Source organism: Collibacillus ludicampi (assembly GCF_023705585.1).
Taxonomy (GTDB): Bacteria; Bacillota; Bacilli; order Tumebacillales; family BOQE01; genus Collibacillus; species Collibacillus ludicampi.
The window spans coordinates 535,322-560,327 of sequence record NZ_BOQE01000001.1; the positions used below are offsets into that span (position 1 = coordinate 535,322).

Sequence of the window (25,006 nt, forward strand, 5' to 3'; positions counted from 1 at the left end):
CTTCGGATATCAGAGCGAGACTCGCCTGACTTTTGCAGGGACAAGGATCTCTCCCGATTTGACATGCAGAATCCCTCGCGGCGTGAAACGCACCTCTGGCAGATGTGTCGATGTAAAGAACAACAACGTGTAGATCAGATCATAGTGAGGATATCCGCGTTCAGAGAGCAGTCGTTCCAATTTCTTGTTTTCAACTGTCAACTCTGTAAGCGGACGTTTCGACATCTTTCCGGCAAGAGGCAAGGCGAGTTCAAAGAGAACTTCTCCATTTTCGATTAACACGATCCCTCCACCGATCTGAAGAACGCGATTTAACGCCTGCTGCATCGCTGCAGGGTTCCGGCCGAGAGCCATAAAGTCTCCTGACGCAGTAAAGGAACTTGCCATTCCGTCAAGACGGCGGGCAAATCCGCGAACGGCCGAACGTACCGCATGTTTACCGTCACGGGTTATCAGAATACCCGTGAGATCGTCTGCGGTGATACCCTCCCGAATTCGCGTGATCGCAGGGTTTTCCAAGTCAATCACGTAGACCTTTTCATCCTCTTGCAAATAAAAATCTTCAGAAACGGTCAGCCAATCGAGTAGAAGTCCGGATTGGCCGTAGTATGCCCAATCGGGTTCTTTCCAGTCGATTTGCAATTCTCCCTGTGATGCGGCCAGTTTTCCATCCGCCCACACTTGCTCGGGAGTCGGAATCGTTGGAGCGGATAAGAGCAATAAATCCGCAATCCTGCCTGGTGCAATCCCTCCGACTTCCCCGTCGATTCCGTAATACATCGCCGGTTGAACAGTCACCATCTGGTATGCGCGCATCGGCTCCAGACCCGATTCAATCGCCACCCTCACCATTTCATCGGTCAGTCCGCGTTCCAGAAAAGCGGGCGTCGCCCCGTCAGTCGTCATCATCATGCGATGAAAATCCGCTTGACTCAATAACAAGTCGCGAATCAGGACAGGAAGATCGGGCCGAAGGGAACTGTAACGCAAACTTGTCCATAGTCCTAAACGCAGGCGCCGCAACGCTTCCTCTCCGGTCATCGCCTCATGGCAAGCGGTAACTCCGGCAGCCGTCATAGCGGACAAGGTTTCTATCGATGCTCCCGGCATATGGCCTTCCACTCTCTTGCCCATGTTTCCCGCTTCCCAGAGATTGAGCTCCAGCTCATCATTCGTACCCGCTAGAATTTGCGGCCAAGCGGTCAACTCACCGCCCTGTAACACGTACGGGTTGCCAAGTAATCTACGAATGCGTACGGGATCGAATAACGACTCTGATTCAGGGGAAGACGTTTGCGGATCAAACCGGGCCCACCACGTCATTTTGACCGGCCACTGTCCCGCTTCGTGAAAAAATTCCTCCATTCTCTCGATCGGCATTGTCAAATAAAGCGTCAAATTGTCATTCACAAGAAACGTGGTTCCGTGCAATAACGCGAATTGGGCAAACGTATAGGGATTATACAGTTGAAACGGATGGGCATGCGGTTCCATGTACCCGGGTACGATGTACTGATCATGCACATCGATCACACGCGTGTTTTCTCCAACCATTTGATCGGACATTCCTACATAGGCGATATGCCGTCCCTTAACGGCAACATTGGCATTGATCCATTCTCCCGAGTAGACGTTACACACCGTTCCGCCGCAAAAATAAACGTCCGCTTCCTCGATTCCTTTAGAAACTCTCATAAGGCTCCGAAATTCGCTGATGGTCAAAGGGCGAATTCGTCTTCTCCCGTCATGAACGAATCCCATTTCTATCCCTCCATTCGTCCGTCTGTTTGGTAGATATAGAACCGACTCTGCGGGGTGGGCGTATGTTTACTTACATGTACGTGGAAGTTGCTCTTTCACGCACAACATGATGCCCACCCCGATAGCAGTCTTCACGGATCGGTGCCTGAGACGCATTCATCGACTCGAACTACAATAAGGATAGCCCCGTTTTGATCGTCAAGTACTTACGTTCGTTCCTTCACGCGGGGCAAAATTTTGTCCCAATTCACCGTTCTTGTCTTCTCCCAGGTAGCAGGATCGTTTTCATCGAATCGTTCCAGCCAATCGATCACTTCCTTCGTGATCGGGGTTGGCGTCGAAGCGCCGGAAGTGACCCCTACTTTTTTCTTGCCGACAAGCCAATGAGGATCCAATTCAGACAAGTCGGCAATCCGATATGCGGGTACTCCCGCGATCTCTTCGGCGACTTGCGCCAGACGATTGGAATTATTGGAACGGGGATCACCGACAACGATCACCAAATCCGTCTCCTTGGCCATTTCGGCTACCGCTTCCTGGCGAACTTGAGTTGCCAAACAGATTTCGTTGTAAATTTCCGCTTTCGGATATTTTTCAAGACATTTATTCATCAAGTGTTTCGTATCCCACTGGCTCATCGTCGTTTGGTTCGTAATGATGATTTTGTCTGTGGAAAGCCGGATGCCTTCCAGATCTTCCTCTCTTTCCACCAGATGAACCTTGCCGGGTGCCACTCCCATGGCGCCTTCAGGCTCAGGGTGTCCTTTCTTGCCAATATAAAGGACTTCATACCCTTCAGCCACTTTTTCCGCGATGAGCGTATGTGTTTTGGTTACATCGGGACAAGTGGCATCGACGACGGTCAATCCTTTCTCCAGGGCTTTCTTGCGCACTTCCGGAGAAACCCCATGTGCCGTGAAGATAACCGTGCCTTTATCGATCTGATCGAGCAAGGAAAGACGATCGGCTCCATCTAACGTGACGATGCCTTCTCGTTCGAAAGCTTCCACTACATGGCGATTATGAACGATCATGCCCAGAATATAGATCGGCCGAGGAACGTTTAAATCCTTCGCTGTCTGTTGCGCCAAAACCATCGCATCAACGACTCCGTAACAATATCCGCGAGGAGTGATTTTTACTACTTCCATGACTGCCCCCCTGAAAGTGAAGATGTATTCATTATACATGAGTAAACGGCGAAAATCTCAATATTCTCTTGAGCCGTGTCCAAAAAATTGTAGGCGAGAATATTCTATGATAACGAAGTCTTGGAAAAGGAGGTGTCACTGTGCAGTTTGGCACTCTTTTGAAAATCGGTTCTCTCGCTATGAACGTATTGCAACATGGCCCATTCAAAGATCTATCGGGGATCATAGGAAAAGGAGTTCAACGCCGGATGCAAGAAAATCTTCCAGGGAAAACGCAGCAAGACGGTCATCATCCTTATTCCCCGCCTTATCCGGGGCATCATCCGGGTATGCATCCCTTTTCCCATCCCATGCACGGCCATTTCCCTCCATCGCCTGTTAGAAGAAGCCCATCCCGGAATGTGCCTAGCCAGCAAGGGGGTTTTACTCCTCATCCGCGTGAATTTATGAAGTATATCACGCCCGAAAATGCGCAAAAGCTTTTGCAATGGCACGGCGTCATCCAGGAATTTTCGAAAATCATCAAGCCAAAATGAAGATTCATCAAAAATGGAGAGGCGGTTGACGGAAAAGGGACAATCGCCTCTTTTCTTGTTGTCCGCCAGTAGCAAGGGCGTCCTCCCAAACACTACATTTCAAGTTCGTTCTATACATGCGGCTTTAGGATGATTCAAAACCCGTCGCTTCAGACTCTTTTAAAATATGTAAAACGTCCTGGTGGATGCGCCCGTTCGTTGCGAGAACATGACGGACCGCCAGCGTATAGGCGTTCCCCGCGGTATCAGTCACTTGGCCTCCCGCTTCTTGTACGAGTAAACATCCTGCGGCAAGATCCCAAGCGTTTAAATCGATTTCCCAAAATCCGCTTAAACGTCCTGCCGCTACATAAGCGAGATGCAAAGCGGCAGAACCTGCCGTACGGATGCTGCGAACATGCGGAACCAGCGCCATGAGGCCTCGCAAGTTCGTTTTACGCGCCCCCTCTGGTTCTCCCGCGAACCCTCCTGCAAGGAGCGCGTTCTCTAATCGATCTTCCGCGGATACTCGTAAGGGTTTTCCGTTACAAGTCGCCCCTTCTCCCCGTACCGCGCGGAAGAGTTCGTCGCGTACCGGATCATATACGACCCCCGCGATCACTTCCCCGCGATGGGCCAGAGCGATGGAAACACAGCAAAAAGGAAATGCGTGGATAAAATTGGTCGTCCCATCGATCGGATCGATGATCCACAAATATTCCGCTTTCCTCGCCTTTTCCAATGCTTCGACGGAAGCGTATGCTCCGGGAGCCACGTCTTCCTCTCCCAGGATCGTATGTTGCGGAAATACGGAAAGCACGTGTTTCTCAATGATCTCTTGTGATGCCTTATCCACCTCAGTCACAAGATCCGATGCGGATGTCTTCTCCCGGATCTCCGAAGCCTGTCCAATCTTCTCTTTGATCAAGGCTCCCGCTTTGCGAGCAGCTTCTTCCGCGCATTGCACGAATGATCGATACATATGATCTCCCCTCCTATTACGTTCACTATATCATACTTGAAAAGAGATACCAGAAACGTGAACCTGTCTTACACAACGATTTGCAAATGGAATCGCTGCTTCATGTATAATATGTTCTGTCCGCGAACCTACATACCGAAAGGAAGTGAATATGATGAGACGCACGCGCTTGATTACGTATGCCCTGCTCATCACATTGTTCTTGGTTTCCATTATGACTGGATGCGGTTCTGCACCGGGACCCACTGGCGGCAGTACATCCGGATCGGAGCAAACGGCTCTCCCTGACACTTCGTCCAAAAACAACAAATACAGCAAGCCGCCTGCTATGCAAATTGATCCGAATAAATCCTATACGGCGATCGTCAAGACGAACAAAGGAGATTTTACGATTCAATTGTTGGCCAAAGATGCGCCGAAAACGGTGAACAATTTCGTTTTTCTCGCGCGAGACAAGTTTTATGACGGTATCAAATTCCATCGTGTGATTAAAGATTTTATGATCCAGACGGGCGATCCGATGGGAAACGGGACGGGAGGACCCGGCTACCAATTCGCGGATGAACTTCCGCCAAAAATTCCGTATGCACCGGGAGTCGTCGCCATGGCGAACGCGGGCCCGAATACAAACGGAAGCCAATTTTTCATCGGTACAGGGGATGATGTGAAATCACTCAATCAGACACCGAACTACACCGTCTTTGGAAAAGTCGTCTCCGGTATGGACGTTGTGGAGAAAATCGCTAGCGTACCTGTGGGGCCGAGTCCAATCGGTGAAAACAGTGTCCCCAAAGAACCTGTCTACATAAAAACGATCGAAATCCAAGAAAAGTAAGGGGCGAGATACACCTCGCCCTTTTTGAATGCCGAACATTATTTGAAATTATAACTGATGATTTGTTGCTTCATGGAGTTTAAATTTCTTCACGGTTTGTTCCAAATCATTCGCCAAACGGGACATCTCCTCCGAAGAGCGAGCCAGTGTATGGATCGTGTTGGATTCTTCTTCCACAGATGCTGCCACTTCTTCCGAAGCCGCAGCCGTTTCCTCCGAAAGAGATGACAGATTGGCAGCCACGCCCGCCACTTGTTCCGCCGAGCGGTTCATCCGCTCGGTTGCGTCGGCTACATCTTGCGTATGGTGGACGATCTGTTGAATCGACTGGCTGATTTGTTCCAGAGACATCAATGTCTCACGAACAAATGTTGTACCTTTCTCCGCCTCCATCTTGCCTAACCTCATCTCCTCCACAGTCAAACGGGTTTCTTGATGGATCTCGGAGATGACAGATGTAATCTGTTCAGCCGCACGACTGGATTGTTCCGCCAGTTTGCGCACTTCGTCCGCTACAATCGAGAATCCCCGCCCGTATTCTCCTGCACGGGCAGCTTCGATCGCTGCATTTAAAGCGAGTAGGTGTGTTTGTTGCGCAATATTCGTAATGATCATGACCATCTCTTCAATCCGCTGGGACTTCTCCTCAAGCGCCTGGATTTGATCTGCGGAACGCCGCGTCATCTCTTGGATCGTGTCCATTTGTTTGGTCGCTTGGTTAACTCCCCCCATACTCTTCTTCGCTTCACTGTTCAGGGCGGCTGTAAGTTCATGCACTCGATTCATTTTTTCAAGAATTCCTTGAATCTCTTGACGCAGTTTTTCCGTTTCGGCAGCGACCGTTTCAACCTGCCGGCTCTGATGATCGTGAGCGGCAGACATTTCTTGCATGGTTGCCGCGATCCCGTTCGCACTCATAGAAAGCATAGCCGTTCCCTCAGAGAGTTGTGCCGATGCCGTAGCAACTTGGCCGGCATGCTCCTGAGCGATCATCAAGAGATCACGCAGTTTTGCTATCATATCGTTGATCGATTCGCGTAACTGGGAAAATTCTCTTGTCTTTGTTCGGTATGCTAAAACTCGAGTCAGATCTCCGTCGCTGACCTTCTTTGTCGTCTCGATGATCTGTCTGACAGGTTTGACAATCCAGTTGGATAGGAAATAAGAGAAAAGAATGGCGATGACGGTCAAAAGGATGCCAATTTCCACATTTCTCAGCAAGATGTTTTGACCGATCGTATATAACTCGGCAGCTGGAATTTGTACGACAACCGACCAGTGAAAATCATGCCCGGGGATGTTTATAGGCAAATATTCCCCATACATCTCGATCCCTTGTGGGTTGATCCATGTAGTTACACCGCTTTTGCCCGACAAGGATTCTGCAACCGAAATTTGATTCTTCAGATTTTTTTGTTGCAGCACGTATTCCGAAAACTTCGGATGGGCAATTGTGACCCCATTTTGATCGGTCAAGTACGCGTAGCCTTCCTCTCCCGCTTTGACATTCTTGACCAGCGCCTGCAAATCGGCCAAACTTAAATCACCGCCGATCACTCCGATGATACCGCCCGCTTCATTTTTGATCGGTAATGCAAACGTTACCGTGGGCAAGCCGGTCGTTTTGGAGATATATGAGCCAGTGACGAAATAATTCCCTTGAATGGCGGATTTGAAATCCTCTCGATCTATACTTTCCAAGTAGGTACCCGAGCTTCTTGCCGTCTGTATTCCATTTTTGCCTATCACATAGAGCAGTTCGAATTGGGGATTCATCTTCACTACTTTTTCCAATAATGCACGCTGCCTTTTTGGATCCCCCGACCGGATCTCCGGATCCTGACTTACATGTTTCATCAGGTTATCGACTTCGATCAAACGCGATTCTGTTGCATGTTTGATGTCGCTGGCAAGAATGGATAATTGCTGTGTCGCGTATTGACGGCTCGATGTGAGGTTATCTCGATAGTTGAGTATGCTAAGACTCGCGATTGGCACGATCAACACGAGCGTCATCACCGTTATCATGAGGAATTTAAGACTGATGTGTCGCTTCACCACATGTACCCCTTTTCTGTTTTTCTCTCTTCATTCGGTATGATAATGTAAAAGTTTACAAACTGCAAGAATGTTTCACAAAATAAAAATCCTCCTTCCCGTATGGAAAGGAGGAATGGATTCTGCTACTTTTTCATGACTCAACCAATACTTTTTTCAATTCTTCCGTCAGAAGCGGAACCACCTGGAACAAATCACCCACGATACCGTAATCGGCCACTTTGAAGATCGGAGCTTCCGGATCTTTATTAATCGCAACGATCACCTTCGAATTGGACATTCCGGCCAAATGCTGTATCGCCCCTGAAATCCCGCAAGCAATATAAAGATCAGGAGTGACCACTTTACCCGTTTGCCCGATTTGCATCGCGTAATCGCAATACCCAGCGTCACATGCGCCGCGCGACGCTCCCACAGCGGCTCCGAGAACGTTGGCGAGCTCTTGCAGAACTTGAAAACCTTCTGCAGATTTGACCCCGCGTCCCCCGGAGACGATGATCTTCGCTTCAGACAAGTCCACGCCTTGTGTCGATTTTCGAACCACTTCTTTAACCAAGGTACGCAAACTGTCTGCCGGAATCTGCACATTCAGGCTCACCACGTTTGCTGTCCTTGAGGAATCCGGCTCGGTTTTCGACAAGTTGTTCGGACGAACCGTTACAAATTTCAGTCCGTCTTTGATCGCCACTTTCGTGAAAGCCTTGCCCGCATAGATGGGGCGTGTGAAGACGAGTTGATCGCCATTCGTTTCGATTTTAATGATGTCCGATACCTGTCCTGCATCAAAGCGAGCGGCCAGCTTTGGAGCCACATCGCGCCCGATCGCCGAATGGGCGAGAAAGACCACGTCCGGATTCGCCTCTTTGATTACAGCTTCTAGCGCATTCGCATAACCGTCCGGCACATAGTTGGCCAGTGGCTCCTGATCGACGACAAAAACCCGGTTTGCCCCATAATGTGCGAGAAGATCCGCATGTTTTGCCACATCATGGCCGATCAGAGCCGCGGATACTTCACCTCCATCGGCGATGTTTACAGCAGCCGTCAGCATTTCAAACGTCACATTGCGAACCTTTCCGTTACGAAGATCAGCCAGTACGAGTATATGTCTGCTCATTCTTCCTTCTCCCCTTACGAAATCATTGAAACGTTCCGCTGTCAGAACAGTTTTTCTTCATTTTTTAACATGTGAACCAATTCTTTCACTTGATCCGCCAGTTCACCTTCCAGCATTCGCCCGCCCGTTTTCTCAGGAGGCAATGTCGTTTCGAGAACTTCCGTTTTGGCTGCCACATCTGATGCGGATAGTCCGAGTTCACCGGCACCAAGCACCGCGACCGGTTTCTTATTCGCTTTGCGAATACCGATCAAAGACGGGTAGCGCGGTTCGTTTAACCCCTGCTGAGCGGTTACCAAGACGGGAAGGGTTGCTTCCACAACTTCCACATCCCCTTCTGCATCGCGCTCTGCCGTTACTTTCGACCCGTCAATCGTAAGCTTTGTGATCGTAGCGATGTGAGGAATGCCAAGCAATTCCGCGAGTCGTACCGCCACTTGTCCTGAACCGTCATCCACCGCCTGGTTACCCGCGAGGATGATATCAAAAGATTTTCCTTCAATCGCTTTGGCCAACACTTTAGAAGCAGTGTACTCATCTCCGAACAACGTCTCATCGGAGATGTGAATCGCTTCATCCGCCCCCATGGCAAGCGCTTTCCGAATCGCTTCTTCTGCGCGCGCAGGACCGATCGTCAACAGTGTGACGGTTCCTCCGAATTTGTCCCTCAGGACGATCGCTTCTTCTACCGCATATTCATCGTATGGATTGATGATAAATTGAACGCCGTCTTCTTTGACCTTGCCGTTTTCCACGACAATTTTCTCTTCTGTATCAAACGTTTGTTTGAGACAAACCAAAATGTTCATCCTATAAGTACTCCTTTCACATCAACTTTACGTGTGTCACGCTTTCAAACCATTGACAAGGACGTCACAGACCGGGTCGATCAAGGAAATGAGATCATACTTGGCTCCCGAGAGGATCCATGCGGTAACCGTTTCGTCAAGCGTCCCGAAGATCATGCGACGGGCGATTCGCCGGTCGATCGTCTCCCGAAAAACGCCCTTTTCGACTCCGCGGTCGATCGTCTTAGCGATAATCTGTTGGAAAGGTCTCATGATTTCGCCGATCTTCCTGCGCATTTCCGCATCCGTCTGTCGTAAATGAACTTGCGTGACGGTCGCCAGATTCGTATCGCTCCCCAACGTTCGGAAGTATATGGATACGATCGCGTGAAGCGCATCGATCGGTTTATCTTCCAAGCGTTTATATTGAATCAGGATCTGTTCGACGATATCGCCGATCGTCACGCGCAAAATCGAGATGAGAATATCCTCTTTGTTCTTGAAATACAGGTAAACAGTTCCGTCAGCAACTCCCGCTTCTCGAGCGATGCGCGAGATCGGCGCGCCATGATACCCCGATTCTCCCATCACCTTGACAGCAGCACTTAAAATGGTTGCATATTTATCTTTGGTTTTTTTGTTTGCGATCGTTAACCACCACCAATGAATGAATAATCATTCACTTGTCTACAATCGTATGATAATTCTACAACTTTGTCAACCGGTTGTTTGGTTGAGTCGAAAAATTTTTTGCAAAAACACTGTTTGTTTCCTGATAGCCTCTCATGCCGTAAGCGGTGCCTTTGAGGAGGAAAAGTTTCTTGGGTGGGCGTAATGCTTTGCGTGAGACAGCGACTTTGGAGGTCGTCTCGCTACAACTAAACATATTCTAAGCGAGACGACCTCCACGGAGCGCGAACGCAAAGCATACGCCCGCCAAACTACACATTTTTCAAAATAGTTTCCGAATGACACGATTTCCTATCTTGTTATGGATGGAACTGTTCAATTGACACAATTAACCTATAGATGTAAAATACATATAGATGTACAATTTGTTTTTTGAAAAGGAGGATCCACCATGAGTCAAAAAGAACAAAAACTCGGAGTAGCGGAAGTAATACCAAAAGAGCAAAAGAAAGAAGCGAAGGCACCTCAATATCGCGTGGATGCATTGGTTGACACATTCTGGAACGGATATTTGTCCGCTGTCTCCCATACCCATCAATCATTAGAGAACTACGAAGACGCGTATCTACTCACCTTGAAAGAAACATTGAAACTGACGGAAAGTTATCGTCGCCAAGTCGAAGAGTTAAAAGAAGCGTCACAAACCAATTGTCATCTGTTTAAAGGTCTCTTCTCCGTATTGAAGAATGATGATGCGAAAGCGTATACCCATGCGGAAGAATTGACAAACCAGTTTCAGGACGTAACAAAGAAGCTTGGGGAAATGGCGTGGGGGCCATGGAAAGTGGCTGCGGAGTTGGCAGAGACGGCGGAAAAGTGTTTCGAAGAAAACAACAAAGAATTCATCAAGTCGTTGCGCGAGCAGCGGAAAACATTTGCCTCATTCACAGAACAGGTGATTTCCTCCGCAAAAAGTAACCATCGTACGTTTCTACGCGCCATCGAGGATACGGTTCATCCCATTGTTGTGACACAATGATCGCACGGTTCGGGGAGAGATGTTATGTTTCTTCCCGAACCGATGTCGTCTGATTTTCCATTTTTCTCTTCCTGCGCTTATTTTTCACCAAAGCAATCAGCAGCAAGCATGAAGGAATCAACGTGAAAAACAAAGTGCCATAAAAAGGAATGACTCTTTCAAGTATATGAGCCACGGCTTGCAAACTGGGGAGAGACCAGAATGAGAACAGGGTCATGATGAAACCGTATGGAAGAACGAGAGGCCGGTAATCGGAAAGATTCAACCATTGGGCGGTTCCCAAGACTAAGGCATAATAGAACGCATTCACCTTGACGAATATTCCCACGACCCATACAGCCATCACCACCGATTCCAGGTGTTCGAGAAAATCGGCGATACTCACATAACTGGCGACATTCATCACCGGATAAACGAGCATGGGAGTTATCCTCCCGAATACGAAAAGAGCCGTTAAATCCGTGATGACCAGTGTCAGCAAAATCGCAAACACGGTCGCGTATCCATATTTCCGTACTTTCACGCGGTCCGTTACGAAAGGAAGGAAAAAAGTCAACAAAAACGATTGACTGAACCAAGCTTGCGGAGTAGCCGCCCCCCTGATGGAGGGCATAATCCCGTGTTCCAGAACCGGAAACAGGTTGCTGATCTTCCATTCCGGAAGAAGCAACAGGATCATCAAGAGAAGCGGGAATACGAACAGACCGCTGAACACCTGTGCAGATCTGCCTATGACTTCCAAACCGCCGCGGACAGTAGAGGCACATACAAATGTAAGGCATCCAATCACGACAGCCATCGGGGTTTTTATGAGAAAGGAACTGGCGACAAATTCCGCATATTCTCTGAGTATAATTCCGGAAAAATGAACGAGGGCAATGAGATACAAAAAACCGATGACCTTTCCCGGAAATGGACCGAGAATATGCTGGCAATACTGAATGATCGTTTCTCCCGGGTACAGTTTATGCAATCGTGTCACGACATACACCGTGAAGAAACCGATGGGGGAAGCCCATACGGGCGACAACCAGAGGTCTCTTCCCGCAAACTTGCTCGTCAGCGAAGGAACGATGAGAATGGAGGTCGCCAGTACGGTCGCATAAAGAATGATCGCCATCTGAAATGCGGAAATCTTCCCTTTCTCAATCATCTTGATCACCCCTGTCCTACTTTTCCAAGATGTTGCTCAGGGGTTGAAAAATCGTTTCTACCACCTGTGTAGGGCCTGGCAGATCGGGAAAGAAGATGAGCAAGACTGCAAGAATCCATCCGATCAAATTGAGCGAAAGGAAAGTGATCTTTTCCTTTTTTTTCGCTTTGTCAATTTTGGGCCATTCGTAGATGAATATGAGAGCCACCAAGATAGTCATGGCCGCGACATATCCAAGTTTCACTTTTTCTTCACTTCCTCTTCCGGAATGCCCGCCGGTGATGTTGACGCTCCTGGTCTGCGCACATATACTTTGGTATCGATCTTTACTTCGATCTTGGGAAAGATTTCATCCCAGTGATCCTTTGCCTGATCCCACTCCTTCGGGTATTTCCGTTGAAACGCTTCAGAAAACCCAAAGATATCAGCATTCATCCCTTTCTGAATCTTTTTCAATGCCAACTTCATCCGCTTTTCGATTTGAACGCCCGCTGCTTTCGCTATCCGTTGCGTATGATTTGGATTCATCATGCTTAAAGATGTCGTATTTTCTACCACATCGTCACTGGTTACGGCTTCGATCCTCATGAGCCATTTTCCCTTTTCAATCTGCGGAACCAATTTCGTATGAAATCCAATCATATTCAAGGAAACCTTCCCTTTTTCCCCACTGGGTTGAACGGTAATAGTAGCCATCGCTACCTCGTTTCTTATCCAGAGGAGTCCTCTTGTGGTATAATCGTCCACATATCCCACCATTTTCCCGTTTTTTAAAATCGCCGCACCATTGAGACGTATTCTGCTTCTTTCTGGATGACTGGAACTCCATTCAACGACTTCAATCCAGGGCAAAGCGGCGGCCTTTGCGTCACTTTTGATCATCTGCGTTAAATCTTTCAGTGTTACCTCCAAGTTAAAGCGAAGTTTGTTCAGTTCTCTTATCGTTTCGGACGAGAACCGTTCAAGGTAACCTGGAACCTCCAATAGTTTGGATGCCTTTCCCTTGGAGACATATACAAATGTTCTCATCCGCGGTTCCGGGTGGCGTAAGAAGAAGTCGATATTATCGGTGATCCCTTCTTTCGCTATATCTTCCCCGATCACCAACGCTTTCATATGACCCCAGAAAATTTTGCGCGGGATCTTTTCCTGGAGCCTTGCCATCGCATCCGCAATCGTGAGACCCTCTCCCGATTCCACCTTTGTTGTCGCCTCCCCACCACTACCACCACCACCTCCTCCCATTCCCCCTGCTTGTCCTGTAAGCGTTTTCGGGATGATGTATTGAAGGGAAAGCATGAACCCGTCCTTTTTCTTGTCAATGCTTACCCCTACGACCAAAGCTAAATCATTGATTTCCTTGCGATCCCAGCAACCGGACAATAGAAGGACCATGAAACAGAGGAGAAGCAATTGGATGACGATTCTTTTCCTCTTAAAAGAACGGTTCAATTTGCCTGCCCTCCCTTCTCCTGCTTCCTTTTACGCAGGACAGCGACCGGAAGCAGTAAAACAGGAATCACAACAAATAGAAGCGTCACCTCAAAAATTTTTACCTTTGTAATTAATTCTCCCAATTTCTGATGAGAAGGGACGATCCAGAACGTGAACAAAATCATCAGGAAGCCGAACGGGAGCACGAGTGGTCGGTAATCAGACAGCTTTATCCACTGGGCAGTACCGAGCACCAGTGCATAATAGTAAACACAGACCTTCACGAACACACCCGCTACCCAAACGGCCATGACAATCGACTCCAGATGTTCGATAAAGTCAGCCAGACTTACATAGCGGGCCGCATCCATGACCGGATAGGTGAGCATCGATGTAACTTCTTGTCCAAACAGGAACAAGACGGTCAAATTGGCCATCAGCAGATTCAACATGATAAAAAAAACGGTGATCATTCCCCATTTTTTTCCGTTTGCACGATCAACGACATAAGGCAGAAAAAAGGCGCCTAAAAAAATTTGACCCATCCAACTTTGACTCACAAATGCTCCCTTTATGGTCGGCATGATTCCGTGCGCCAAGATCGGGAACATATTCCTGACGTGCAAGTCAGGGAGAAGGAGCAGTACCATCAAGAAAAAGGGAAGGATAAAAAGACCTACGAATAACTGCGCGCTTCTCCCGACGACTTCTACCCCTCCCCGCACGGCACAGGCGCAAACGAAGACGAGACTTCCTACGACGACAAGAAATGGGGTTTGACTGAGGAATGATCCAATCACAAATTCCGCATATTCTCTCAGTATGATCCCTTCTGCATAAAGGAAGTAAGACAGGTAGATCAATCCGAGCATTTTCCCCGGAAGTACGCCGAGAATGTGCTCACAGTATTGAAAGAACGTTTGCTCCGGGTACAGTTTGTTCAATCGGTCGATGACATACACCACCAAGAAGCCGACAAGAGAAGCCAAGATCGTCGATAACCACAAGTCACGTCCCGCATATTTTATGCTGATGGACGGTACAGTGATGATGTCGGTGGCCATCACCGTAGGATAAAGCATGACCCACATCTGCAATGCGGAAATCCTGCCTTTCTCAATCATTTCCTCACCTCACCCCCCGCATGCTGCTTGCTGTATGTTTCTTCTAATCGCCTCCTTTGTCAGGACCCGGTTTGAGCCCGGGAGACTGCGTGTATTTGTCATACTCGCCTGTCAAGTGTGTGCGTACGTCCCTCGCCCACACAGGTGCCCGGACGATCGTATCTAACAATCCGCTTCCTTTTAAGGGTGCAAGCGGTTTTAAATAGGGGTCGCCGAAAGACCGGAGTGAACATAAATGAACCACAATGCCGATGATACCAAGCATGATACCTAACAATCCCAGTGTTCCTGCAAGAAAGATCATCGGGAAGCGCAACAACCGCAAGGCGATTCCTGCAGTAAAACGAGGGATCATAAAAGAGGAAATCCCTGTGAGAGCCACCACCATGACCATCGGCGCCGAAGCCAATCCCGCGGAAATCGCTGCTTGTCCGATCACCAAAGCACCGACAATACTGACAGCGGCCCCCACCTGTTTGGGGAGACGTACCCCTGCTTCACGCAGCGCTTCGAATGTAATTTCCATAAGAAGTGCCTCGACGAGTGCCGGAAAGGGAACTTCCTCCCGGGAAGCGGCAACCGTAAGGAGAAGTGTCGTCGGCAGCATCTCCTGGTGATAGGAGAGTATGGCAACATACAGGGAAGGAAGAAGAAGGGAAAGACCGACAAATAAGTATCGCAAGAAACGAATCGCTGTCCCGATTAGAAATCGCTGATGATAATCTTCCGGTGATTGCAAGAGAGAAAAGAAACTGGTCGGTGCAATCAACACAGTTGGAGTGCCATCCACCAAAATCGCTACCCGTCCTTCCAATAGGTTGTACGTGACAACATCGACCCGTTCCGTATCCAAGAGTGTCGGAAAAGGAGAGAACGAATCGTCTTCGATAAATTCCTCAATCTCCCCACTATCCAAGATGCCTTGATGATCGATCCGTTTCAATCGGTTCATGACTTCCTCAACCAGCGTCTTGTCGACGAGTCCTTCCACGTAAGCCACAATGACTTTTGTCTGCGTGTACCTTCCGAGTGTCACTGATTTCATTTTGAGAGCGGGACTTTTGATTCTTCTCCGCAGAAGGGACATATTGACAACGATCGTCTCCGTAAATCCTTCACGAGGTCCACGTACGACCCCTTCGGCGATAGGTTCTTCGATCCCACGCTTTTCAAACTTGGCCAATGCCAAAGAAAGCCCTCGGTCTTCCTTATCCAGCAATAGAACCGGATTCCCTGTTGATATGTGCTCGATGCACTCGCCAAAAGTCTTGATTTCTTTGATATCGGAAACGGGAATTCGTTCACCATCCATCAGATCGTTGAATCCTGTCACCGACTCATGCATGAGCGGGGAAAGTACGTTTTGATCGATCTCTTCCTTATTGCTGAGTCCCTCAATATAAACAAGATACGCTTTTGTCGTTCCGCCAATCGAAAAGGATCGAAAAACAATATCCTCGCAATCGGAATACATCGAGCGAAGGACCTGTATGTTTTGTTCCACTTCGGAAAACAGGTTGACATCTTGTTGCGGAAATTGCTTGACTGGTTGCTGGGGTTCCCTTGATCTCCAAAGTCGCACTTGCTTCATGAGAAACAGCCCCTTCCTTCCCATGAACAACTAACTTTTGCACTTGCTACCAATGTAGGATGTGCAAAAAAAAACCTCTCCATTCCTACCAGGAATGGGTAAGCGTAAAATAATCCCCACCTTTCGAAGAGATGGGGATTTTCGTATGATTTACGTATTCTTTTTTATAGCCCGGCAGGTAAGCGGTAGGCTTTCTGACCAAGGGAGGAGCTGATCTAAGAAATCTTTGTTTTTAGTATCTAGGTTAGGTAGTTTCTTAAAGAGATAGGTAAGATAGGAATAGGGATGTAATCCATTTTCTTTCGCTGTCTCTATGATACTGTAAATGATCGCACTCGCCTTTGCACCACGCGGGGTATTGGAGAACAACCAGTTTTTGCGACCGATCACAAACGGTTTGATCGCGCGTTCACTTCGGTTGTTATCGATCTCCAATCGCCCATCTTGTAAAAACGCCTCTAATTTTTCCCACTGGTTCAGACAATACAAGATGGCCTGACCGAACGCACTTTTGGGCAGCACTTTCGGTTTCTGGGTACGTAGCCATGCCAAAAAAGCATCCAACACAGGGCGGCTGCGTTCTTGACGGATTTGGTAACGTTCCTCAGGCGTGCACTCCTTTAAGTCCCGTTCAATCGCAAAGAGTTGATTGCAGAAATTGAGTCCCTCTTTGGCTGCTACCGGTGACGAGCGCTTCGATTCAGGCAGCGCCTTGAGTGCCTCATCGAATTTGCGCCGGGCGTGAGCCCAACAACCGACCAGGGCCACATCCGGTATCCCATGGTAACCCGCATAGCCATCGACGTGCAGGTATCCTTTGAAACCGGAAAGAAACTGACGCGGGTGTTTGCTCGCCCGTGTCGTCTGGTAGTCATAGAGGATGATGGGCGGATCTTCTCTCCCGGTACGGTACAGCCATAGATAAGAAGTTGTCTGTGCGGCCCGGCCCGGTTCACGGAGCACTTGTAAGGTCGTCTCGTCTGCGTGCAAGATGTCCCGCTTGAGTAAGTGCTCGCGCATGCGATCATAGAGCAGACTCAACCAGGTATTCGCTCCGTAGAGGATCCAGTTGGCCAGGGTCTGACGAGACAACTCAATCCCCAGGCGTGCAAACTGTTGCTCTTATCGGTAGAGAGGCATGCTCTCCACATATTTTTGACTCATGATATAGGCCATACTGGAAGCAGAAGCCAAACTCCCCGGAAAGACAGGGGCAGGCATAGAGGCTGTGACAATCGGCGTGCTTGTCTCCTCACGCTCGCAACGGCGGCAGGAGTAGACGTAACGGACATGCTTGACCACTTTGACTTCGGCCGGAATAATCTTCAGCTCTTGCCGTATCTCCGTGCTCATTTCATGCAAAGAACCACCGCAACACGAACAAACCTGCTCCTCAGATGGCAGGCGATACTCGATCGTCTCCACAGGCAGGTTTTCAAGCTGGGTTTCCCGGTGGCCGCGTTTTTTCGAACGGCGATACGTAATGGTTTCGAGGGTAGGCTCCGCTACAGTGGGATCGGCCTCCACCTCGGCTTCGTTAAAAAGCTCAAGCTGATCGGCATTCGTTCGTTCGCTCGAAGAGCCAAACCGGCGCTGTTGGCTGAGGCGAAACTGCTCCTCATACCACTTCAGTTTGGCGGTCAGTTCCGCATTTTGCTTTTTCAGCCAATCGCATTCTTTTTGGAGATCTTCTATTGTAGTAGGGGTCGGGTTCAATGTATGATTTTTCATAATACTATTGATTTCGACAATGTACAACCAATTCCTTTTCCATTCAAAAAAAATAGGTGGATGTGTGGAATCATACGATTGTGCGCGCGGTCACCGCAGGGTGAGCTTGTCGCTGTTCGAGAGATAAACCATCGAGTAGCCAACGCAACTCCCGACGACTGATTTTCAACGGTACGGAGCTCGCTTCCGCTGGCCACTGAAATTTTCCTTTCTCTAACCGGCGGTAATAGAGCCAGAAACCGTTGTGTTCCCAGCGAAGAATCTTCAGTTTATCTCGCTTTCGATTGCAGAAAACGAAGAGACAGGGCGAGAAAGGGTCGAGTTCAAACTCTTCCTTGACGAGTACGGCTAACCCGTCAATCGATTTCCGTAGATCGGTGCTTCCGCAGGCCAGATACACCCGCTCTACGCTAGCTTCGCTTAGCATAACGTTTGGAGTGTTCGCACGACGTCTGCCAGCAGCGCGGGATCAAAGCCAGGCTGGATTTCTACGGTTGCTTGCCCTACTCTAACGAGCAAGGTGTTTCTAGACTCGCCAGTCTGCCCGTCCACTTCTACCGATATCCATTTGGATGATGGGTTCACAGCGGCTTCTTTGTGTTCAATCTTCCGGAGCCAATACCGGAACTGATGAAGCTTCAACTGATGAGCTCTACACCATGCTGATGCACTCTGTCCGCTAGCCCGAAAAGCAGCGATCCGTACCTCCCACTCTTTTCTCAATTCTACATGAGACATTGAAAATTCTCCTCTCCGAATATCTTGAGGAGATTATCTCAAATACAAAACGAGGTTAGTAGGTGGGGAGTATTTGACGCTTACTTTTCTCATGTAACATTCCTTCTAAATGTTAGACTTGGAATCGATCAACAATAACTTGAAGTTCTTGTGCCATCTTATTTAATGATGTTGCGGAAGAAGCGATTTCTTCCATAGAAGCCAAGGTTTCTTCGGTAGCAGCAGCCACCGTTTGTGTACCGGAAGCCGTTTCTTTAGCAATACGAGAAACTTCCGCTGCAGATGCTGTGACCTCTTCTATTCCGGCGGAAACTTCTTCTGAGGATGCGGAAACCTCCTGAATTTGTGCAGCGATTTGTTTCATCGATTCGATAATCACACGGAAATTTTCCTCTGCTTCATGAACAGCTTGATAGCCTGCATTCACTTCATTTTGCACTTTACTCATAGATTCCACAGATTTAGCCGTCTCATTCTGGATTTGTGAAATCAAATCCATAATTTCTTGGGCAGAGGAACCAGATTGTTCAGCAAGTTTGCGTACTTCTCCTGCCACGACTGTAAATCCATGCCCGTGTTCACCCGCTCTGGCCGCTTCAATAGCCGCGTTTAACGCAAGTAAGTTTGTTTGATCCGCGATACCTTTGATCACGTCCAGAATCTTTCTGATTTCTTTTGAATGTTCATAAAGACGTTGAATAGATGTACTGCAATCGGAAACGGATGAAGTAATCAAATCCATTTGATCCACAACTTTCTGCATGGAACGGTTTCCATCTTCGGCTTGTTTTGTTGTTTCCACGGATTCCTCTGAAACAGTGCTCATATTTTGGGCAATATTCTGCATACTCGTGGCCATGTCTTCTAAAGCCTTTGTATTCTCGTCTATTGCATCGGTCTGTGTTTCGGTTCCACTTGCCACTTGTTGCATAGTTGTCGCAATATGTTCTGTGGCCGCACTTGTTGATTCTGCACTCGCTGTCAGTTCTTCTGAAGATGCAGCAACTTGTAGAGAAATACTTTTCATTTGCTCTATGATGTCACGCCATTCTTTCAACATACGAGCCAATGTTTCTTCAAGCATTCCAACATCGTCTTTACTTCCTATCTTAATATTGTTAATCGCGAGATTTCCATGTGATACTTCCTGCAGAGCAATCGCTACGTTACTCAGGCGTTTCGTTAAAGAAAAAACGAAGTATGAATAAAATGCAATGCCCGCCATAATCACGACAAAAAATGGGATAACTATTTGAAGACTTCCATGACTTAGCTTTACCTGATACCAGATTAGAACTAGCATCGGTACCAATATTAAAAGAGAGAGAAAGAAAAATTTTTGACGAATTGACAGACCAGCAATTTTCTTACTCATAGAGATCCTCCTGTAACAATACGTTTACAAATACGTCTTGTATTCTGTGATTCTTGTCATTTCTATTTTTCGTAACTTCCGGATAAACTATAAGATGTTATTAGTGTTTTGAAGAAAATTTTTTCCTGAAAAAAGGTGCCGAGACGGTTCTCCTAATAAAAAACCTTGTCCAAAAGGAATACCTAACTCTTTTGCAACTGTTAAATCTTCAGGCTTTTCTATTCCTTCTAATATAATCTGTGAGTAATCTTTAGTAAAATCCATGAGAAGATTAATGAATCGTTGCTTCTTATTTGATAGAGATAAGTTTATAGAAAAATACCGATCTAATTTTATAAAATCAGGTTCAAGTTCAATTATTTTTTGTAAATCTGAATCCCCTTTTCCTATATCATCGATAGCAATTAAAAAACCATAACTTCGTAGGTGAGATACAGCTTTATAGAGTAAGGTCATATCTTCAATTTTTTTTGCTTCATTAATCTCGAATACGATTTGACTGCAACTGACTTTTAATTGTTTTGATAAGTGATCAAGGAAAGAAGGAAAGTCGGAGTTTAATAATGTAAATGGAAAAACATTCACAAATAACAGATTTTTATCCGTTTGATAGTGATCGTAAAAGTGAGAAATGGATTTAAAAATTGAATGAGTATCTAGTTCATAGAGATTGTTTGTTTTCATCGCTAATTGAAAAACATGTTCTGGATTCGAATAAATTTCTGAACGAAAAAAAGACTCAAATCCTAGTACTCGTAATTCGAACAGATTATAAATTGGTTGATATTCATGATAAAAATCTTTATTGTATACAAAATTATTTAACTTTAAAATAGTAATCTCCTCCAAATCAAATTAAGTAACCCATGATTTATTTAAAAAATCCATTAAAAGCCTCAATGAGATCAGGGGATAAACATCTTTTTCTTCATTATTTTCTACACGATATTTTCGTTAACTTTTTATTTTTTTAATTCATCGATTGAAGTGATATCTTGCAATAAGTTATTGATGTCAAATAAGATCATCGCCGCGTTACGAGCAAGCAGATTGATTTGATCCGCTATATGTGTGATTGTTTGCACCATTTCCGAGATCTGGTTAGAACTTTCATCTAGTTTCTCAATCACGTCATTTAAAAATTTGGTGCTATCTTTCACGAGAACCAAACGATCCACCACATTTTGAACCATGTCGACACCGTCTTGAGACACTTTATTCACAGCGGAGCTTGCTTGTTCATCCGACGCCTTGAAGATGGCTTGGAAAGCTTCCTCGTTTTGTTCCTGGGTACCGGCGGAAGCTTGTTCCAAGGTAAGGGCTAATTCTTGAATGGATTTTTCAGACCGATTTGATACCTCGGACAATGTAGTCATCTCTCCTATTAAGCTGTTCAAGTTGCCTTTGATATTTGTTAATAACAAGATTCAGGAGACTTTCAGTTATTCCGTTGATGGACGCGGAAAGTATCCCGACTTTACCGAACGACATAACTGAGGATCACTAAGTTAAATCTCCCTCCAAAACTGATTGTTCCCGACCTATCAATTCGTTGACCGGTTTTATCACGCAGGACTGTTATCAGGAACGAAAAATGGAGAAAGGGAAATGAGTAAAATGGAGAAACTTCTTTTCCCCAGTTATTTTCTGCACACCTTTCTTGCTAGCTTTTTAATTTTTTCAGTTCATTGATTGAATTGATATCTTGCAACAAGTTATTGATGTCAATCAAGATCAAAATACGATCGTGCAGTTTCGCTACTCCCAGTAAAAAGGGTACTTCGTGGTCTTCCACAAGAGTCGGTTTATGAATGGAATCCGAAGGTATGTCAATCACATCAGTTGCCGCGTCGACCACAAGCCCGATGGGGTTTCCGTCGATGCTCACTACGATGACGCGCGTGGATTCGTTCTCTTGCACTTCGCGCTGCAACAGCGCTTTCCGGAAATCGACGATCGGAGTGATAACCCCACGCAAATTGATTACGCCCTTCACGTGTTCGGACATCTTTGGAACCGCAGTGATGGGTTGTATGCGCTCAATGGAAAGTACTTGATCGATATGAAGTCCAAATTCTTCTGCTCCGACTCGAAAAACGACAGCTTTGAAGCTTTCTACTAACACTTCCATCCCTTTCCTTTCTTTAATGCCAAACCGGGCTCATGGATACAATCTAAATCGCAGCCCTTTGTAACTTGCATCCATGCCCATCTATACTTGTGATCCCGACTATACACTCTACGTTACTCCAAACTTCCTTTCTTAGCTGATTGCTCACGCGGACTGACCTCCCTTTCTGTGCAAAATATGCAAAAAAAAAATTAACAAAAGAGCCATTTTGTTAGATTTTCATAGAATATAAATATATTGGTCTAAATCCTTGATATCATTAGGGTTATTTATTGTTATTGAATAATCATAGTAGGATTGTTAATATAACATATTGAATTTTATTACAGATTTTATCTAACATTTTGAGGTGGCGTCAGTGTCTAACAAACTTGGAGCAAATGCAGTTGAACCAATTCGAGATATGGAAAAAATTATGGAAATAAAAAATTATTTACTCCGACGATCCTATCGTGATTATTTCTTGTTTGTTTTTGGAATTAATTCTGGGCTTAGAATAAGCGATATTTTGCCCTTACGAGTCATGGATGTTAAATACACCAAGTATTTAATAATCAAAGAAAAAAAGACTGGAAACATTAGAAAAACTATCATAACACCTGCTTTAAAAAGTGAAATTGAGAAATACACGTACAGAATGGCTGATTCTGAGTATTTATTTCCATCACAAAAAGGAAATAAGCCAATTAGCAGGATTCAAGCGTGGCAAATCATTCACAATGCGGCAAAAGCTTGTGGAGTTGAAGGAGCAATCGGTACGCATACTCTCCGCAAAACATTTGGGTATCATTTTTACCAACAAACTAAGGATGTTGCTATGTTGCAATATATTTTCGGTCATTCTAGTCCATCTATAACATTGAGATATATCGGAATCAATGACGATATGGTAGATAAAGCTTTAGAGAAATTTTCTTTATAAAAAATTTAACGAAGTATGTCGATTTTTGTACTAAAAGAGTTTATAATAAAAACTAGATAATTATGTAATAATAAATAACAAAATGGCTCTTTTGTTATATACAGGACTTATGCACTTCGTGGAATAAGTTGGAACCATCCTAATGAGATCGTTGTGGGCAATAAGATTCTCAAAGTTCTTTCGAGATAACGGGCTTTTGGAGTATACTGAAGAAGAACTTCGCCATTGGCAAGTTCTCTTATTTCGGTGATAGTTCCAAGAAATGCTCGGATCACTTGGCCGTGGGTGAGCTTTTCTTCCGGAGCTATTGTTTTATTGTGGATCTCGGCTAATAAAACGAGTAACGTGTGGGCGCACATCTGAAGAGTAAGATAGGCCTCCACATGATGTTCATTGGTCGAATGACAAGCCTCAAAAGCCAGATCCTGCTTGACTTCTCGGAAGAACGTTTCAATCCCCCAGCGAGCCTCATAGGCGGAAAGCACCTCTTCAGGCGAAGCCGACAGATCACCGGTTACAAGAAGAAAAGCTCGATTTCTGGTGGTAGTTTCTTCTCTTTGGCTGCGATGTCCTGAAACGGCAACCACCTGAACCTGTTTATAGATCGCCAACCCTGTGGACTCGTCTTCGATCTTGATGTACAGCTTCTTGGAGGCGATTTTGCGGATCGTATGGTAGGAGTCTCCTAACAATTGACGGAGAACCTGTTTTGCGGAGAGCCGCTCGTAAGCTCCTCGATCTGTGGCACGTTTCCCAGGCTTCAGGGTATAAAACACCATGTTCGACTTGGCCTTGCTGACAATGCGGAATCCCAGTTCCTCCATTGCGAGTAGAAACGGACGAACCAAATACCAACTGTCCATCGCCACAAAACAACCGCCAACATGAGGGGCAATAGCTACCAATTCTCCCAGCATTTGTAGAGCCATTTGCCATTTGTTCAACTGATTTTCTCCCGGCTTCCAGAAACGGGCGTTGATCATGTAACTGGGACCTTGAAAGCGAGCGGCGTACAAGGCGACTACGTTCTGAGCGTAGACATAGCGTTTCGTTGCGTGATCCAGAAGTTTTGAAACAAACGGGATTTTGCGAGAATGTTCATGGAGAATCATGCTATCGTCAACAGCCAGTACATCTTGGGACGTTAAACGGCAATTCGGTCGATCCTGCAGAGTTCGAAGCCGTTCTTCATTAAAGAGATCCCATCGGAACGGACGAGTCAGCAGGCGACTGAAAGCAGATTGGCTAACACGGCCTACAATTTTCGAGACTACATCATCTGTGGACACCCATTTTGCCGTTTGGAGAACAGAAGTTTTTTGAGCAAACCAACCGGCAATCAGAGCAAATACCAAAGCCCAGGTAGAAGCACCGGAGCGCTTCATGATCCCGGCGCGAGAGAGCGCCAGGGAAAGGTCGAGATCATCCCAGAGTTTTTTCAGAGCAAGAAAGCCTCCACTTCCGAGTTGACTAGTACGGTCAAACGAGAGTTTCATAATACCACCTACATCGCTTCAAGATAGGCTTTTAGAAGTGCCTTCATCGCGATTGTGGTGGTGATTCAAAAAAGTCAAGAGATCATTTGTTCTATTTTCAGGGAACAAAAAAGGTAGTTTATCTAAGTCTCTTAGATTTCTACCAGTTTATGGAGTGAACTGCATAACTCCTGTCACTTACTAATTTTATCATCTCATTAATAATTCTAATAAAGATGCAAATTCAAACTACCAAAAGCTTATTGGAGTTGCTTCGAAGTCTAAAGGCCTTCTTATGGTGCGATTACATAGAATGGTTCAAGTACAATAGATCATCGAAAAAAAGGCGAAGGTAAGAGATCTCAGCAATGAATCGACATGCCAGAATACAGGACAGTAACGGAACCCTTTCTTTCTTAGAATATACATATTATACCAAATGGACAGGGGCTACCT

The 25,006-nt window shown here is 46.3% G+C and carries 23 protein-coding genes and 1 pseudogene; 4 read left to right on the forward strand and 20 right to left on the reverse strand.

Annotation, left to right across the window (positions count from 1 at the left end; all coding sequences use genetic code 11):
* Positions 1-9: 9 nt before the first annotated feature.
* Positions 10-1,761, reverse strand: coding sequence for an adenine deaminase C-terminal domain-containing protein (locus tag DNHGIG_RS02845; protein WP_282198242.1), 1,752 nt, complete (start codon positions 1,759-1,761; stop codon positions 10-12).
* Between the two features lie 206 nt (positions 1,762-1,967).
* A complete protein-coding gene (locus tag DNHGIG_RS02850) occupies positions 1,968-2,912 on the reverse strand; it encodes a 4-hydroxy-3-methylbut-2-enyl diphosphate reductase (protein WP_282198243.1) in 945 nt (314 codons plus the stop codon).
* 140 nt (positions 2,913-3,052) lie between these two features.
* On the opposite strand from DNHGIG_RS02850, the gene DNHGIG_RS02855 reads away from it, so the two are divergent.
* Positions 3,053-3,448 carry a hypothetical protein gene (locus tag DNHGIG_RS02855; protein WP_282198244.1) on the forward strand — a complete coding sequence of 132 codons (396 nt, stop codon included), beginning with the start codon at positions 3,053-3,055 and terminating at the stop codon, positions 3,446-3,448.
* A gap of 124 nt (positions 3,449-3,572) precedes the next feature.
* Here DNHGIG_RS02855 and DNHGIG_RS02860 read toward each other — a convergent pair whose 3' ends face one another.
* A complete protein-coding gene (locus DNHGIG_RS02860; RefSeq protein WP_282198245.1) occupies positions 3,573-4,409 on the reverse strand; it encodes an inositol monophosphatase family protein in 837 nt (278 codons plus the stop codon).
* 154 nt (positions 4,410-4,563) lie between these two features.
* Here DNHGIG_RS02860 and DNHGIG_RS02865 point away from each other — a divergent pair, with 154 nt between their 5' ends.
* Entirely contained in the window at positions 4,564-5,244 is a 681-nt protein-coding gene (locus tag DNHGIG_RS02865) for a peptidylprolyl isomerase (protein WP_282198246.1), read from the forward strand.
* A 48-nt stretch (positions 5,245-5,292) separates the two neighbouring features.
* Here DNHGIG_RS02865 and DNHGIG_RS02870 read toward each other — a convergent pair whose 3' ends face one another.
* The 4 genes from DNHGIG_RS02870 to fadR all read right to left on the reverse strand — a co-directional run bounded on the left by DNHGIG_RS02870 (position 5,293) and on the right by fadR (position 9,876).
* Entirely contained in the window at positions 5,293-7,302 is a 2,010-nt protein-coding gene (locus tag DNHGIG_RS02870) for a methyl-accepting chemotaxis protein (RefSeq protein ID WP_282198247.1), read from the reverse strand.
* A gap of 133 nt (positions 7,303-7,435) precedes the next feature.
* Positions 7,436-8,419, reverse strand: a complete 984-nt coding sequence (locus DNHGIG_RS02875) for an electron transfer flavoprotein subunit alpha/FixB family protein (protein WP_282198248.1) — start codon at positions 8,417-8,419, stop codon at positions 7,436-7,438.
* A 41-nt stretch (positions 8,420-8,460) separates the two neighbouring features.
* A complete protein-coding gene (locus tag DNHGIG_RS02880; protein ID WP_282198249.1) occupies positions 8,461-9,228 on the reverse strand; it encodes an electron transfer flavoprotein subunit beta/FixA family protein in 768 nt (255 codons plus the stop codon).
* 36 nt (positions 9,229-9,264) lie between these two features.
* On the reverse strand, positions 9,265-9,876 hold the full coding sequence (gene fadR, locus DNHGIG_RS02885) for a fatty acid metabolism transcriptional regulator FadR (RefSeq protein WP_369414748.1): 612 nt from the start codon (positions 9,874-9,876) through the stop codon (positions 9,265-9,267).
* 412 nt (positions 9,877-10,288) lie between these two features.
* Between fadR and phaP the strand changes: the two genes are divergently transcribed.
* Positions 10,289-10,876 carry a polyhydroxyalkanoic acid inclusion protein PhaP gene (phaP, locus tag DNHGIG_RS02890; protein ID WP_282198250.1) on the forward strand — a complete coding sequence of 196 codons (588 nt, stop codon included), beginning with the start codon at positions 10,289-10,291 and terminating at the stop codon, positions 10,874-10,876.
* A 22-nt stretch (positions 10,877-10,898) separates the two neighbouring features.
* Here phaP and DNHGIG_RS02895 read toward each other — a convergent pair whose 3' ends face one another.
* The 12 genes and pseudogenes from DNHGIG_RS02895 to DNHGIG_RS02950 form a co-directional block, all read right to left on the reverse strand.
* Positions 10,899-12,029 (reverse strand): GerAB/ArcD/ProY family transporter, encoded by a 1,131-nt coding sequence (locus DNHGIG_RS02895; protein WP_282198251.1) that lies wholly within the window; start codon positions 12,027-12,029, stop codon positions 10,899-10,901.
* A gap of 16 nt (positions 12,030-12,045) precedes the next feature.
* Entirely contained in the window at positions 12,046-12,273 is a 228-nt protein-coding gene (locus DNHGIG_RS02900; protein WP_282198252.1) for a hypothetical protein, read from the reverse strand.
* Positions 12,270-13,481 carry a Ger(x)C family spore germination protein gene (locus DNHGIG_RS02905; protein ID WP_282198253.1) on the reverse strand — a complete coding sequence of 404 codons (1,212 nt, stop codon included), beginning with the start codon at positions 13,479-13,481 and terminating at the stop codon, positions 12,270-12,272. Before DNHGIG_RS02905 ends, DNHGIG_RS02900 begins: the two co-directional genes overlap by 4 nt.
* Positions 13,478-14,587, reverse strand: coding sequence for a GerAB/ArcD/ProY family transporter (locus tag DNHGIG_RS02910; RefSeq protein WP_282198254.1), 1,110 nt, complete (start codon positions 14,585-14,587; stop codon positions 13,478-13,480). Before DNHGIG_RS02910 ends, DNHGIG_RS02905 begins: the two co-directional genes overlap by 4 nt.
* Before the next feature lie 43 nt (positions 14,588-14,630).
* Complete coding sequence (locus DNHGIG_RS02915; protein WP_282198255.1) at positions 14,631-16,178, reverse strand: spore germination protein; 1,548 nt, start codon at positions 16,176-16,178, stop codon at positions 14,631-14,633.
* A gap of 150 nt (positions 16,179-16,328) precedes the next feature.
* Positions 16,329-17,909 (reverse strand): annotated as a pseudogene (gene tnpC, locus DNHGIG_RS02920) (IS66 family transposase).
* A 70-nt stretch (positions 17,910-17,979) separates the two neighbouring features.
* Positions 17,980-18,336 (reverse strand): IS66 family insertion sequence element accessory protein TnpB, encoded by a 357-nt coding sequence (tnpB, locus tag DNHGIG_RS02925; RefSeq protein WP_282198256.1) that lies wholly within the window; start codon positions 18,334-18,336, stop codon positions 17,980-17,982.
* Positions 18,330-18,647: an IS66 family insertion sequence element accessory protein TnpA gene (gene tnpA, locus DNHGIG_RS02930; RefSeq protein WP_282198257.1), complete on the reverse strand. Its 318-nt coding sequence runs from the start codon at positions 18,645-18,647 to the stop codon at positions 18,330-18,332. Before tnpA ends, tnpB begins: the two co-directional genes overlap by 7 nt.
* A gap of 112 nt (positions 18,648-18,759) precedes the next feature.
* A complete protein-coding gene (locus tag DNHGIG_RS02935) occupies positions 18,760-20,022 on the reverse strand; it encodes a methyl-accepting chemotaxis protein (RefSeq protein WP_282198258.1) in 1,263 nt (420 codons plus the stop codon).
* 87 nt (positions 20,023-20,109) lie between these two features.
* Positions 20,110-20,871, reverse strand: coding sequence for an EAL domain-containing protein (locus DNHGIG_RS02940; RefSeq protein ID WP_282198259.1), 762 nt, complete (start codon positions 20,869-20,871; stop codon positions 20,110-20,112).
* 113 nt (positions 20,872-20,984) lie between these two features.
* Positions 20,985-21,389, reverse strand: coding sequence for a methyl-accepting chemotaxis protein (locus DNHGIG_RS02945; RefSeq protein WP_282198260.1), 405 nt, complete (start codon positions 21,387-21,389; stop codon positions 20,985-20,987).
* A 296-nt stretch (positions 21,390-21,685) separates the two neighbouring features.
* Positions 21,686-22,153 carry a chemotaxis protein CheW gene (locus DNHGIG_RS02950; protein WP_282198261.1) on the reverse strand — a complete coding sequence of 156 codons (468 nt, stop codon included), beginning with the start codon at positions 22,151-22,153 and terminating at the stop codon, positions 21,686-21,688.
* Between the two features lie 403 nt (positions 22,154-22,556).
* Between DNHGIG_RS02950 and DNHGIG_RS02955 the strand changes: the two genes are divergently transcribed.
* The gene (locus DNHGIG_RS02955) at positions 22,557-23,075 is read left to right on the forward strand and encodes a site-specific integrase (RefSeq protein ID WP_282201335.1); all 519 of its coding nucleotides are present in this window, start codon (positions 22,557-22,559) and stop codon (positions 23,073-23,075) included.
* Between the two features lie 107 nt (positions 23,076-23,182).
* On the opposite strand, the gene DNHGIG_RS02960 is transcribed toward DNHGIG_RS02955, so the two are convergent.
* Positions 23,183-24,571: a transposase gene (locus DNHGIG_RS02960; RefSeq protein ID WP_282198262.1), complete on the reverse strand. Its 1,389-nt coding sequence runs from the start codon at positions 24,569-24,571 to the stop codon at positions 23,183-23,185.
* Positions 24,572-25,006 lie beyond the last annotated feature (435 nt).